Annotated in this window: 5 protein-coding genes; all 5 read right to left on the bottom strand. The window is 40.4% G+C overall.

The genetic code is table 11. From position 1 onward, the window contains the following. Positions 1-24: 24 nt before the first annotated feature. The 5 genes from proB to BWD121_RS00600 all read right to left on the bottom strand — a co-directional run bounded on the left by proB (position 25) and on the right by BWD121_RS00600 (position 15,495). The gene (gene proB, locus BWD121_RS00620; RefSeq protein WP_078662944.1) at positions 25-1,164 is read right to left on the bottom strand and encodes a glutamate 5-kinase; all 1,140 of its coding nucleotides are present in this window, start codon (positions 1,162-1,164) and stop codon (positions 25-27) included. An 11-nt stretch (positions 1,165-1,175) separates the two neighbouring features. After that, a complete protein-coding gene (gene obgE, locus BWD121_RS00615) occupies positions 1,176-2,192 on the bottom strand; it encodes a GTPase ObgE (protein ID WP_078662943.1) in 1,017 nt (338 codons plus the stop codon). A 169-nt stretch (positions 2,193-2,361) separates the two neighbouring features. Then, entirely contained in the window at positions 2,362-3,087 is a 726-nt protein-coding gene (locus BWD121_RS00610; protein ID WP_078662942.1) for an RlmE family RNA methyltransferase, read from the bottom strand. A 997-nt stretch (positions 3,088-4,084) separates the two neighbouring features. Continuing rightward, entirely contained in the window at positions 4,085-4,657 is a 573-nt protein-coding gene (locus BWD121_RS00605) for an invasion associated locus B family protein (protein WP_078662941.1), read from the bottom strand. Continuing rightward, positions 4,657-15,495 carry a YadA-like family protein gene (locus tag BWD121_RS00600; RefSeq protein WP_078662940.1) on the bottom strand — a complete coding sequence of 3,613 codons (10,839 nt, stop codon included), beginning with the start codon at positions 15,493-15,495 and terminating at the stop codon, positions 4,657-4,659. Before BWD121_RS00600 ends, BWD121_RS00605 begins: the two co-directional genes overlap by 1 nt. Positions 15,496-15,972: the final 477 nt, after the last annotated feature.

The raw sequence follows: 15,972 nt of genomic DNA, 5'->3' as shown, positions 1-15,972 counted from the left end.
CAATACATTAAAAACTAGCTTTTTTTAAGAAAAACTAGCCAAATTACGTACAATCATATCATTGCGATGCACCATAGCAGAGCGCGACTCATACCCGAGAATATGCTCTATTTCTTCATTTTTATGCCCTATAATGCTTTCTGCTTCATCTTTGTCATAGCTTACAAGACCACGAGCAATCTCAACTCCATTTTCATCAACAATTGCGACTGTATCTCCACGGGAAAACATTCCCTTAACCGCCACAACCCCCGCAGCCAATAATGATTTCCCAGATTTAAGGGCCTTCACAGCTCCTTGATCAATAGTTAAAGTACCAGATGGATCTAAATTACCGGAAATCCATGTTTTCCACGCATTGACTGGTTTTTTACTCGGAGCAAAAAAACTGCTACGTTCTCCTTGATCAAGCGCAGAAAGAGGATTTATACGCTTCCCCGAAGTAATGACCATAGCCGTTCCAGAAGAATTAGCTATTTTTCCAGCGTCCAGTTTCGTTTTCATTCCACCCCGGGAAAGAAGTGAATCAGAACCACTTGCCATTTTCTCAATATCGCTTGTAATGGATGCAATAAAAGGAACAAATTCAGCGTTTGGATTGAGATGAGGTGATTGTGTATAAAGACCGTCAATATCTGATAAAAGGATTAAAAGATCACAACCCATCATAGTTGCGACACGTGCTGCTAAACGATCATTATCACCATAACGAATTTCACTGGTTGCTATAGTATCGTTCTCATTAATAACAGGTATTGCTTTAAAGCGTAAAAGCGTATTAATCGTAGTACGTGCATTGAGATAACGCCGACGTTCTTCTGTATCGAATAATGTCAACAAAATTTGGCCCGTTCTCAACCCATGTTGTGCAAGAATATCAGTATAAGCTTTGGCAAGTTCAATTTGCCCCAAAGCAGCACATGCTTGACTTTCTTCTAATTTTAAAGCACCGTTAGGAAGATGTAATAATGTCCGTCCTAAAGCAACAGCACCAGAAGACACCAATAAAATTTCCACTCCTTTTTGGTGTAATACAACAATATCACCTATCAAACTTTGAAGCCATTCAACGCGTAAACCTATTTGGGGGTCAACTAACAGTGCAGAACCAACTTTAATTACAATGCGTTTATATTGCTCAAGTTTTTGCAGTCCAACCGCCATCTTTTTTAACCCTATTCATCTTTACCGATATTGCCTTTACGCTCCATCTCAATCATGTGAGCGACAACACGTAGCACATTGTTTAAACCTTCATGACTAATAGCAGAAAACGTCATAACAGATTTACCAATCGCTTTTTGCAACACTTCTTGTTTAACTTTATATTCCTCAATAGAAAGAGTATCTATTTGGCTTAAAGCGACAATTTCATTCTTATCGCTTAAACTATTTCCATACGCCTCAAGTTCAGTACGAATAATTTGATACGCCTTGACCACATCTTCTTCTTGAGCAGAAATTAAATGAATTAAAACACGGCACCGTTCTACATGCCCTAAAAAACGGTCACCAATTCCCACACCTTCATGCGCTCCTTCAATTAAACCAGGAATATCAGCCAAAACAAACTCACTGTCATCAATACGCACAACACCCAGATGAGGATACAGTGTGGTAAAAGGATAGCTCGCAATTTTTGGCTTTGCAGCTGTTACTGACGCTAAAAAGGTCGATTTTCCAGCATTGGGCAAACCAATCAACCCTCCATCAGCAATCAGTTTCAAACGCAGCCACAATGTATGCTCTTCTCCACTCAAACCAGAATTTGCATGGCGGGGCGCCCTATTTGTAGATGTAGCAAAATGAAGATTACCAAAACCGCCATTACCTCCTTTTGCAAGACAGTACCGTTGCCCAACTTCCTTTAAATCACAAATCAGCGTTTCATTATCTTCTGCAAAAATTTGTGTTCCAACCGGTACTTTAAGGACAACATCTTCACCTTTTTCGCCCGTCATATTACGCCCTTTACCATGCCCACCCGTTTTTGCCCTAAAATGCTGCTGGTAGCGATAATCAATCAATGTGTTGAGCCCATCAACAACAATAACCCAAACGTCACCTCCACGCCCCCCATTACCCCCATCAGGACCTCCAAATTCTATGAATTTTTCACGACGAAATGATACTGCTCCTGCTCCACCATTACCAGAACGAATATAAACTTTAGCCTGATCAAGAAATTTCATGGCAGTGCTCACAAAGGAATTAATTACATTTATTTTTATAGAAAATGGACTAATTTTACCATTTTTTCATTCAAAAAAGAAAACCACACATAATATTATTCAAAACTATTTGGAAATGTTTTTTATATTCAAGTCAGTAAAATAATTTCCAACTTCTTCAAAAAAACTATTACTGTGTTTCGGTTTTCTCCTTCAATTTAAGAGCCACAAGATATAGCTCAACTGATTCAGAACGACTTGCAGGTGGTTTAACATGATGAATTGTTTTAAAATTCTGTTTCAATTTCGTAAGAAGAGTGTTTTCTGCCCCTCCTTGAAAAGTTTTTGCTAAAAAATGTCCACCGGGTTTGAGAACTGAAATAGCAAAATCAGCAGCAGATTCACATAAATAAACTGTTCTCAAATGATCTGTCTGACGATGACCTGTTGTTGGCGCTGCCATATCAGAAAGGACCACATCTGGTTTTGCCCCTAAAGCACTTATCAATTGTTGTGGTGCATTTTCATGAAAAAAATCCATTTCTAACATTACAACTCCAGGTAGCGGATCTACGTGTAAATAATCAATTCCAACTACGCTAGGGCATTGATCATTTGACCCAACTATACGTGCCGCCACCTGGCACCATCCCCCAGGCGCTGCTCCTAAATCAATAATTTTTTGACCTTTTTTGAGTATCTTATAGCGCTCATTAATTTCGATTAATTTATAAGCAGCACGTGAACGATAACCATCCACTTTCGACTGATGAACGTAAGGATCATTCAAATGCCTTTCTAACCATCGTCGTGACGAGGCTTTAATGGTCCCCGCTTTTTTTTTGACTCGCTGATATAATTCATGTGACCCTGCGCCACCACGTCCACCTGTCGATGTTTTTATAGTTTTTTTCATGGTCGTTTATTATCTCTATATTTTGGTAATTACTAGCGCTTACAATCTCTTTTCTTATAACTACACCATACATCACAGTGCACCAATAATGCTACCAAAGTACCTTCTCTTACCCCACAGTTAGAAATTCTCAACCATTAGCAATGGTTAAACTTGTCAAATAAGATTTAAAATTACACAGAAACCTAAAATTAAACTTGCTCTTTTCAGATTATTGCAAAAATTAATTTCTCGCTTCCTAGTCTATCATGACAATAAGCGTTTTATTACAAAAATAATCCCTATATTAATTCACCAAATACCTAAAACTAATCTCTTATAGTTATACCTATCTAATATCCATGTATTTCGATTGTAAGCGCTAAATTAAGCTATATTCCTTAAAGCAACAAGCGCTCCAGAAGTTCCAAAATATAAAACCTAAGATTATGGACTAAATCTTTTCATTTTAACGATTCTAAAAATTACTTAAACTTACATTCCTACTTTCAAACACCTAGAAAATGTAAATAACACCAATAGAAAAAAATATTCAAATTGTAATCTGCCTAGCCAAATGCAAAAAGCACTTTCGAAAAATATTCAGCAATACAATTCTTAATGACCTGCTTTCAACATCAAAAAACACGATCGTGTGAGTATTTAACTTAACTAATTAATGTGCCAATCTCAAAAAGAACAACACACTTCTGTAGCCTGATTCATAATCTCTAATTAAGGTTACAACCTCACCCAAAATTCATTGAATAAACTGGCTATGTTCAGTTAAAATAGTAAGTTTTTATCGTACAATAATTGCTTAAAATGTTTTGCACTAATTAAAAATATACAAAAGTTTACGTGATTTCATTCTCACAAAATAGTACATTATTCGAAGAAATCACTTCTATAGTACACTGCAATATAAAAACTCAATTACTGATAATTTTGTATAAAATGAAATTCGATAATTGATAGCATTATAATTCTGCCAATAAATCATATTTATTGCTTGTTATTATTGCAAAGAGAAAAGTGCTTCACCCAAGCCCTTAAATGGCGCTACAAAGGAAAGCGTTTTTCCCTCTTTAAGCTGATAAGAAATGCGCACATTGCTACTCTTACTTATTTGTTTCATTAAAACAGGCCCTACAGAATACTGCGCTAAACAGATTTCTCGATTGCACTGCTTATAACTAATAAGAAGAGGTTTTTTAACATCTTCCATAAATACTTGAATAGGAACATTTGTGTTAGCGTTTGGCAATGTCCGTAACAGCATAACCGGTTGACCATTTTTCGTAGAAACAAGAGACCAACTAAAAACTTTGTTACCTTCTTTATCATCATGAATTGTCTGAGTTACATTGCAGATCCCTTGTTTCATTGTTTTGTTCTCATCGCAAATTAATGTCCAGTAATGAAACTGCATAATAATCCGGCGTGTTTCACCAGACTTTCCACCGGGTACTGACAATTGCGGTGGACGTACTATGTAAATACTATCTTGCTCCTCAGCAAAGCTTACAGCTTTTCCTAAAAAAACAAGAACAAACAAAAGACCTGTAATAATTTTCCAATTTCTCATCATTATTTTAATGCTAAGCTTAATCCTGCTCCTACACCCCAATATCCTCCGGAAGTGGTGACGGAGAAGTTGGAGCGCACCTTTCCATCTTCAGACATATAACCAGTTCCAAAAGCAAGTGCTGATTGACCACGCCATACACCACTACCAAGTGCAATACTGAGCATCCCTGGTGTCTCAATGTAATGCAAATTAGCTACAGCTAAACCAATAGCCGCGGCTTGCCTTGCTTCCTTTTGGACGCCTTCAACTTTATAATTTAAGGCCTCAAACTTCATATCAGTATAGGCGTTAGCTTGCGCAACAGCATTATCAAATACATTCTTTACCTTTTCATCTGTATACTTATTTGCGTCTGCAAGAACAAGGCTCATCTGTTCCTTTAGTTGTCCACCATTGACTGCTTGTTTCGAACCTTCTTCGACTTTACCATTTGCAACATTGTCAATCATTACAGGTGTATCATCATCAGTACCTACTAACGTGATACTATTAGTTTTATTACCATGTTCATCTTTGTCATAGGTGACAACCCCATCAGTAAGAATGCCAACTTCACTAATTATGCCATCAACCTTATTTTCAAGATTATCAATCTTCTCATTCGTCTCCCAAAGTTGATGACCCGTTACTGCATCAGTGGATCCCTTTTCAATCGCACCATCCGCTACATTAGTGATCTTACCAACTTGACCATTATGGCTAGCATCGTAAGCATTTTTGTCATTATTCCAAAGTAAACTATTGGAAGCCTGATGTTCAACCTGCTCAACACGACCATTAAGACCAGACATACTATCATTAACAGCTTCAAAAGCAGAAGCTACAGTATGATACTGTTGTGGGCCACTCTTATCCTTTACACTAAAGTTTGTAATCATAAACGTTGGCTGTGTCCATTTACCATCCTCATACGCAGCTCCTCCACCTAAATACTCCGCAATCGTGGTATTCAACTCATAAAGCTGTTTACCTGTTATCGCTTCTGTTGATGCTTTTGAAATATCTCCATCAGCCAAACCGGTAAGTTTCCGCTGCTTTCCACTACTGTTGGTAATAGAGATCTCATCGCCCTCTACTTTGGCACCAATGGTAATCTTATGCGTTTTTGGATCTTGCACCACAAGCTTTGAATTTTCCACCTCTTCAACTTGCTCAGAAAGCTCAGACAACTTATCACCAACACCTGAAAAGGCAGAACCAACATCATCATATTCATCCTCCTGAACCTTAAACGTTGGCTGTGTCCATTTACCATCCTCATACGCAGCGTCTCCACCTAAATATCCCGCAATCGTGGTATTCAACTCATAAAGCTGTTTACCTGTTATCGCTTCTGTTGATGCTTTTGAAATATCTCCATCAGCCAAACCGGTAAGTTTCCGCTGCTTTCCACTACTGTTGGTAATAGAGATCTCATCGCCCTCTACTTTGGCACCAATGGTAATCTTATGCGTTTCTGGATCTTGCACTACAAGCTTTGAACTTTCCACCTCTTCAACTTGCTCAGAAAGCTCAGACAACTTATCACCAACACCTGAAAAGGCAGAACCAACATCATCATATTCATCCTCCTGAACCTTAAACGTTGGCTGTGTCCATTTACCATCCTCATACGCAGCGTCTCCACCTAAATATCCCGCAATCGTGGTATTCAACTCATAAAGCTGTTTACCTGTTATCGCTTCTGTTGATGCTTTTGAAACAGCTCCATCAGCCAAACCGGTAAGTTTCCGATTATCTCCACTACTGTTGGTAATAGAGATCTCATCGCCCTCTACTTTGGCACCAATGGTAATCTTATGCGTTTTTGGATCTTGCACCACAAGCTTTGAATTTTCCACCTCTTCAACTTGCTCAGAAAGCTCAGACAACTTATCACCAACACCTGAAAAGGCAGAACCAACATCATCATATTCATCCTCCTGAACCTTAAACGTTGGCTTTGTCCATTCACCATCCTCATACGCAGCGTCTCCACCTAAATATCCCGCAATCGTGGTATTCAACTCATAAAGCTGTTTACCTGTTATCGCTTCTGTTGATGCTTTTGAAACAGCTCCATCAGCCAAACCGGTAAGTTTCCGATTATCTCCACTACTGTTGGTAATAGAGATCTCATCGCCCTCTACTTTGGCACCAATGGTAATCTTATGCGTTTTTGGATCTTGCACTACAAGCTTTGAACTTTCCACCTCTTCAACTTGCTCAGAAAGCTCAGACAACTTATCACCAACACCTGAAAAGGCAGAACCAACATCATCATATTCATCCTCCTGAACCTTAAACGTTGGCTGTGTCCATTTACCATCCTCATACGCAGCGTCTCCACCTAAATATCCCGCAATCGTGGTATTCAACTCATAAAGCTGTTTACCTGTTATCGCTTCTGTTGATGCTTTTGAAATATCTCCATCAGCCAAACCGGTAAGTTTCCGATTATCTCCACTACTGTTGGTAATAGAGATCTCATCGCCCTCTACTTTGGCACCAATGGTAATCTTATGCGTTTCTGGATCTTGCACTACAAGCTTTGAACTTTCCACCTCTTCAACTTGCTCAGAAAGCTCAGACAACTTATCACCAACACCTGAAAAGGCAGAACCAACATCATCATATTCATCCTCCTGAACCTTAAACGTTGGCTGTGTCCATTTACCATCCTCATACGCAGCGTCTCCACCTAAATATCCCGCAATCGTGGTATTCAACTCATAAAGCTGTTTACCTGTTATCGCTTCTGTTGATGCTTTTGAAATATCTCCATCAGCCAAACCGGTAAGTTTCCGCTGCTTTCCACTACTGTTGGTAATAGAGATCTCATCGCCCTCTACTTTGGCACCAATGGTAATCTTATGCGTTTTTGGATCTTGCACCACAAGCTTTGAATTTTCCACCTCTTCAACTTGCTCAGAAAGCTCAGACAACTTATCACCAACACCTGAAAAGGCAGAACCAACATCATCATATTCATCCTCCTGAACCTTAAACGTTGGCTGTGTCCATTTACCATCCTCATACGCAGCTCCTCCACCTAAATACTCCGCAATCGTGGTGTTTAACTCATAAAGCTGTTTACCTGTTATCGCTTCTGTTGATGCTTTTGAAATATCTCCATCAGCCAAACCGGTAAGTTTCCGCTGCTTTCCACTACTGTTGGTAATAGAGATCTCATCGCCCTCTACTTTGGCACCAATGGTAATCTTATGCGTTTTTGGATCTTGCACCACAAGCTTTGAATTTTCCACCTCTTCAACTTGCTCAGAAAGCTCAGACAACTTATCACCAACACCTGAAAAGGCAGAACCAACATCATCATATTCATCCTCCTGAACCTTAAACGTTGGCTGTGTCCATTTACCATCCTCATACGCAGCGTCTCCACCTAAATATCCCGCAATCGTGGTATTCAACTCATAAAGCTGTTTACCTGTTATCGCTTCTGTTGATGCTTTTGAAACAGCTCCATCAGCCAAACCGGTAAGTTTCCGATTATCTCCACTACTGTTGGTAATAGAGATCTCATCGCCCTCTACTTTGGCACCAATGGTAATCTTATGCGTTTTTGGATCTTGCACTACAAGCTTTGAACTTTCCACCTCTTCAACTTGCTCAGAAAGCTCAGACAACTTATCACCAACACCTGAAAAGGCAGAACCAACATCATCATATTCATCCTCCTGAACCTTAAACGTTGGCTGTGTCCATTTACCATCCTCATACGCAGCGTCTCCACCTAAATATCCCGCAATCGTGGTATTCAACTCATAAAGCTGTTTACCTGTTATCGCTTCTGTTGATGCTTTTGAAATATCTCCATCAGCCAAACCGGTAAGTTTCCGATTATCTCCACTACTGTTGGTAATAGAGATCTCATCGCCCTCTACTTTGGCACCAATGGTAATCTTATGCGTTTCTGGATCTTGCACCACAAGCTTTGAATTTTCCACCTCTTCAACTTGCTCAGAAAGCTCAGACAACTTATCACCAACACCTGAAAAGGCAGAACCAACATCATTATACTCATCTTCCTGAATCTTAAACGTTGGCTGTTTCCATTCACCATCCTCATACGCAGCATCTCCACCTAAATATCCCGCAATCGTGGTATTCAACTCATAAAGCTGTTTACCTGTTATCGCTTCTGTTGATGCTTTTGAAATATCTCCATCAGCCAAACCGGTAAGTTTCCGCTGCTTTCCACTACTGTTGGTAATAGAGATCTCATCGCCCTCTACTTTGGCACCAATGGTAATCTTATGCGTTTTTGGATCTTGCACCACAAGCTTTGAATTTTCCACCTCTTCAACTTGCTCAGAAAGCTCAGACAACTTATCACCAACACCTGAAAAGGCAGAACCAACATCATCATATTCATCCTCCTGAACCTTAAACGTTGGCTGTGTCCATTTACCATCCTCATACGCAGCGTCTCCACCTAAATATCCCGCAATCGTGGTATTCAACTCATAAAGCTGTTTACCTGTTATCGCTTCTGTTGATGCTTTTGAAATATCTCCATCAGCCAAACCGGTAAGTTTCCGCTGCTTTCCACTACTGTTGGTAATAGAGATCTCATCGCCCTCTACTTTGGCACCAATGGTAATCTTATGCGTTTTTGGATCTTGCACCACAAGCTTTGAATTTTCCACCTCTTCAACTTGCTCAGAAAGCTCAGACAACTTATCACCAACACCTGAAAAGGCAGAACCAACATCATCATATTCATCCTCCTGAACCTTAAACGTTGGCTTTGTCCATTCACCATCCTCATACGCAGCGTCTCCACCTAAATATCCCGCAATCGTGGTATTCAACTCATAAAGCTGTTTACCTGTTATCGCTTCTGTTGATGCTTTTGAAATATCTCCATCAGCCAAACCGGTAAGTTTCCGATTATCTCCACTACTGTTGGTAATAGAGATCTCATCGCCCTCTACTTTGGCACCAATGGTAATCTTATGCGTTTTTGGATCTTGCACCACAAGCTTTGAATTTTCCACCTCTTCAACTTGCTCAGAAAGCTCAGACAACTTATCACCAACACCTGAAAAGGCAGAACCAACATCATCATATTCATCCTCCTGAACCTTAAACGTTGGCTGTGTCCATTTACCATCCTCATACGCAGCGTCTCCACCTAAATATCCCGCAATCGTGGTATTCAACTCATAAAGCTGTTTACCTGTTATCGCTTCTGTTGATGCTTTTGAAATATCTCCATCAGCCAAACCGGTAAGTTTCCGCTGCTTTCCACTACTGTTGGTAATAGAGATCTCATCGCCCTCTACTTTGGCACCAATGGTAATCTTATGCGTTTTTGGATCTTGCACCACAAGCTTTGAATTTTCCACCTCTTCAACTTGCTCAGAAAGCTCAGACAACTTATCACCAACACCTGAAAAGGCAGAACCAACATCATTATATTCATCCTCCTGAACCTTAAACGTTGGCTTTGTCCATTCACCATCCTCATACGCAGCGTCTCCACCTAAATATCCCGCAATCGTGGTGTTCGTATCATAAAGCTGTGAGCCATTGATTGCATCTGTCGATTTATCTGAAACATCTCCCTTAGCCAAACCGGTAAGTTTCCGCTGCTTTCCACTACTGTTGGTAATAGAGATCTCATCGCCCTCTACTTTGGCACCAATGGTAATCTTATGCGTTTTTGGATCTTGCACCACAAGCTTTGAATTTTCCACCTCTTCAACTTGCTCAGAAAGCTCAGACAACTTATCACCAACACCTGAAAAGGCAGAACCAACATCATCATATTCATCCTCCTGAACCTTAAACGTTGGCTTTGTCCATTCACCATCCTCATACGCAGCGTCTCCACCTAAATATCCCGCAATCGTGGTATTCAACTCATAAAGCTGTTTACCTGTTATCGCTTCTGTTGATGCTTTTGAAATATCTCCATCAGCCAAACCGGTAAGTTTCCGATTATCTCCACTACTGTTGGTAATAGAGATCTCATCGCCCTCTACTTTGGCACCAATGGTAATCTTATGCGTTTTTGGATCTTGCACCACAAGCTTTGAATTTTCCACCTCTTCAACTTGCTCAGAAAGCTCAGACAACTTATCACCAACACCTGAAAAGGCAGAACCAACATCATCATATTCATCCTCCTGAACCTTAAACGTTGGCTGTGTCCATTTACCATCCTCATACGCAGCGTCTCCACCTAAATATCCCGCAATCGTGGTATTCAACTCATAAAGCTGTTTACCTGTTATCGCTTCTGTTGATGCTTTTGAAATATCTCCATCAGCCAAACCGGTAAGTTTCCGCTGCTTTCCACTACTGTTGGTAATAGAGATCTCATCGCCCTCTACTTTGGCACCAATGGTAATCTTATGCGTTTTTGGATCTTGCACCACAAGCTTTGAATTTTCCACCTCTTCAACTTGCTCAGAAAGCTCAGACAACTTATCACCAACACCTGAAAAGGCAGAACCAACATCATCATATTCATCCTCCTGAACCTTAAACGTTGGCTTTGTCCATTCACCATCCTCATACGCAGCGTCTCCACCTAAATATCCCGCAATCGTGGTATTCAACTCATAAAGCTGTTTACCTGTTATCGCTTCTGTTGATGCTTTTGAAATATCTCCATCAGCCAAACCGGTAAGTTTCCGCTGCTTTCCACTACTGTTGGTAATTTTAATCTCCGTCCCCTCTGCGTCCTTACCAATCGTGATGACATTGAACCCATCTTTCTGAACAAGGCCTGCACTTTCCATATCCTCAACTTGATCAGAAAGCTCAGACAACTTATCACCAATACCTGCAAAGGCAGAACCAACATCATTATACTCATCTTCCTGAATCTTAAACGTTGGCTGTTTCCATTCACCATCCTCATACGCAGCGTCTCCACCTAAATATCCCGCAATCGTGGTATTCAACTCATAAAGCTGTTTACCTGTTATCGCTTCTGTTGATGCTTTTGAAACAGCTCCATCAGCCAAACCGGTAAGTTTCCGATTATCTCCACTACTGTTGGTAATAGAGATCTCATCGCCCTCTACTTTGGCACCAATGGTAATCTTATGCGTTTCTGGATCTTGCACCACAAGCTTTGAATTTTCCACCTCTTCAACTTGCTCAGAAAGCTCAGACAACTTATCACCAACACCTGAAAAGGCAGAACCAACATCATTATACTCATCTTCCTGAATCTTAAACGTTGGCTGTTTCCATTCACCATCCTCATACGCAGCATCTCCACCTAAATATCCCGCAATCGTGGTATTCAACTCATAAAGCTGTTTACCTGTTATCGCTTCTGTTGATGCTTTTGAAATATCTCCATCAGCCAAACCGGTAAGTTTCCGCTGCTTTCCACTACTGTTGGTAATAGAGATCTCATCGCCCTCTACTTTGGCACCAATGGTAATCTTATGCGTTTTTGGATCTTGCACCACAAGCTTTGAATTTTCCACCTCTTCAACTTGCTCAGAAAGCTCAGACAACTTATCACCAACACCTGAAAAGGCAGAACCAACATCATCATATTCATCCTCCTGAACCTTAAACGTTGGCTTTGTCCATTCACCATCCTCATACGCAGCATCTCCACCTAAATACTCCACAACCTTGGTGTTCGTATCATAAAGCTGTGAGCCATTGATTGCATCTGTCGATTTATCTGAAACATCTCCCTTAGCCAAACCGGTAAGTTTCCGATCATCTCCACTACTGTTGCTAATTTTAATCTCCGTCCCCTCTGCGTCCTTACCAATCGTGATGACATTGAACCCATCTTTCTGAACAAGGCCTGCACTTTCCATATCCTCAACTTGATCAGAAAGCTCAGACAACTTATCACCAATACCTGCAAAGGCAGAACCAACATCATTATACTCATCTTCCTGAATCTTAAACGTTGGCTGTTTCCATTCACCATCCTCATACGCAGCGTCTCCACCTAAATATCCCGCAATCGTGGTATTCAACTCATAAAGCTGTTTACCTGTTATCGCTTCTGTTGATGCTTTTGAAACAGCTCCATCAGCCAAACCGGTAAGTTTCCGATCATCTCCACTACTGTTGCTAATTTTAATCTCCGTCCCCTCTGCGTCCTTACCAATCGTGATGACATTGAACCCATCTTTCTGAACAAGGCCTGCACTTTCCATATCCTCAACTTGATCAGAAAGCTCAGACAACTTATCACCAATACCTGCAAAGGCAGAACCAACATCATTATATTCATCCTCCTGAACCTTAAACGTTGGCTTTGTCCATTGACCATCCTCATACGCAGCGTCTCCACCTAAATATCCCGCAATCGTGGTATTCAACTCATAAAGCTGTTTACCTGTTATCGCTTCTGTTGATGCTTTTGAAACAGCTCCATCAGCCAAACCGGTAAGTTTCCGATTATCTCCACTACTGTTGGTAATAGAGATCTCATCGCCCTCTACTTTGGCACCAATGGTAATCTTATGCGTTTTTGGATCTTGCACCACAAGCTTTGAATTTTCCACCTCTTCAACTTGCTCAGAAAGCTCAGACAACTTATCACCAACACCTGAAAAGGCAGAACCAACATCATCATATTCATCCTCCTGAACCTTAAACGTTGGCTTTGTCCATTCACCATCCTCATACGCAGCATCTCCACCTAAATACTCCACAACCTTGGTGTTCGTATCATAAAGCTGTGAGCCATTGATTGCATCTGTCGATTTATCTGAAACATCTCCCTTAGCCAAACCGGTAAGTTTCCGATCATCTCCACTACTGTTGCTAATTTTAATCTCCGTCCCCTCTGCGTCCTTACCAATCGTGATGACATTGAACCCATCTTTCTGAACAAGGCCTGCACTTTCCATATCCTCAACTTGATCAGAAAGCTCAGACAACTTATCACCAATACCTGCAAAGGCAGAACCAACATCATTATATTCATCCTCCTGAACCTTAAACGTTGGCTTTGTCCATTGACCATCCTCATACGCAGCGTCTCCACCTAAATACTCCACAACCTTGGTGTTCGTATCATAAAGCTGTTTACCTGTTATCGCTTCTGTTGATTCTTTTGAAACATCTCCCTTAGCCAAACCGGTAAGTTTCCGATCATCTCCACTACTGTTGCTAATTTTAATCTCCGTCCCCTCTGCGTCCTTACCAATCGTGATGACATTGAACCCATCTTTCTGAACAAGGCCTGCACTTTCCATATCCTCAACTTGATCAGAAAGCTCAGACAACTTATCACCAATACCTGCAAAGGCAGAACCAACATCATTATATTCATCCTCCTGAACCTTAAACGTTGGCTTTGTCCATTGACCATCCTCATACGCAGCGTCTCCACCTAAATATCCCGCAATCGTGGTATTCAACTCATAAAGCTGTTTACCTGTTATCGCTTCTGTTGATGCTTTTGAAACAGCTCCATCAGCCAAACCGGTAAGTTTCCGATTATCTCCACTACTGTTGGTAATAGAGATCTCATCGCCCTCTACTTTGGCACCAATGGTAATCTTATGCGTTTTTGGATCTTGCACCACAAGCTTTGAATTTTCCACCTCTTCAACTTGCTCAGAAAGCTCAGACAACTTATCACCAACACCTGAAAAGGCAGAACCAACATCATCATATTCATCCTCCTGAACCTTAAACGTTGGCTTTGTCCATTCACCATCCTCATACGCAGCATCTCCACCTAAATACTCCACAACCTTGGTGTTCGTATCATAAAGCTGTGAGCCATTGATTGCATCTGTCGATTTATCTGAAACATCTCCCTTAGCCAAACCGGTAAGTTTCCGATCATCTCCACTACTGTTGCTAATTTTAATCTCCGTCCCCTCTGCGTCCTTACCAATCGTGATGACATTGAACCCATCTTTCTGAACAAGGCCTGCACTTTCCATATCCTCAACTTGATCAGAAAGCTCAGACAACTTATCACCAATACCTGCAAAGGCAGAACCAACATCATTATATTCATCCTCCTGAACCTTAAACGTTGGCTTTGTCCATTTATCACCAAAACTACCATCATACGCAGCTCCTCCACCTAAATACTCCACCACTTTAGTGTTCGTCATATAAAGCTGCGCACCATTGACTGCATCTGTCGATTTTTCTTTAATACTTCCACCTTTTACACCCAAAATAAAACGAACATCACCGTCCTGATTCAAAATGTTAATAACATCGCCCGGCGATTTACCTCCAATAGAGATCTGCCCATTTTTTAAGAAAATTAGATCCGAACCTTCTCGTATTCCATTTCGTGCTGGTAACGCTTTTAGCTGAGCAACATTCACTGCATCTGTATCTTCACCATCAGCAACACGTGCACCCGTTGTATTAACAGACCAGTTAATGGTATTATTTTTTTCTAAAAACCAATCACTTGCCGCTACATCTACATCAATTAAAGAACGTGCACTTGCACTCGTTAACGCATTTACTGATGCATCAGCCCCACAACTACTCTCAAAAGAATAATCACCAGAACCATCAGAAAGCCGATTTTTGCTCAATTTCTTATCTTTTGCAGATACTTTCTTACCTAACCTTGATGAACTACGACTAACAACCTGATCCACCCCACAAGAACGATTACCATTAACCACCCCAACATGCCCAGAACCAGCCTTACCACCCTTTGCAGAAACCACACCTGCACTTACACTTTGAACTGTCGACCCCGTTGAAGAAAGATGAGAAGCAAAAACTGGAGAAACACTCGACAAAAGTGTAGCCATTACCACCCCTAATGAAATAACTCTAACCAAAGATACCTCACAAAGAGGCCTTTGAGCATTGAAGCTTTTGTCTTTTGGAGTGATATGTACTTTTTTCATAACAAATCTTTCAAAAAATAAAAAACATCAAAAAAATGCATTTGAGCCATTTAAAAGTCATAATTGAACGCTATCTGATTTAATGGTAAGTTTTGTGTTTCAAAAATAAGCATAAAAATAAACCATAAAGCGGAACCAATTTTGGATGCTAAAAAACAAAAGAGTGCAGTTTTTAGCTTTCAAATAAACTTTTTGTTAACTAATAATGAATAAGAAGAAGAGGTCTTAAGGTCTTTTTCTTACAAAGGGTATAGGTTTTAGGGGTGCGTAGTTTTCATAGTAAATCCTCTGAAATAAAAATGTTAAGTAATGCCTTTGAGCATCAAAGGTTATTTAGTTATTGTTAGCTTAAAAGAGGTTTGGGAATTTTATTCAAACAAAGGGAAGTTGTGGTGTTAGGCCTTTGAGAGAATAAAGTTCCGTGGGTGAGTTATTAATAAGCGTTAGTGAAAAATCTTTTTCTCTTTAATATGATGA

The sequence above is a fragment of the Bartonella sp. WD12.1 genome (genome assembly GCF_002022415.1).
In the GTDB taxonomy this organism is placed as follows: Bacteria; Pseudomonadota; Alphaproteobacteria; order Rhizobiales; family Rhizobiaceae; genus Bartonella.
The sequence above is the reverse complement of the archived record's forward strand: the minus strand, read 5'-3'. Positions and strand labels throughout refer to the sequence as shown.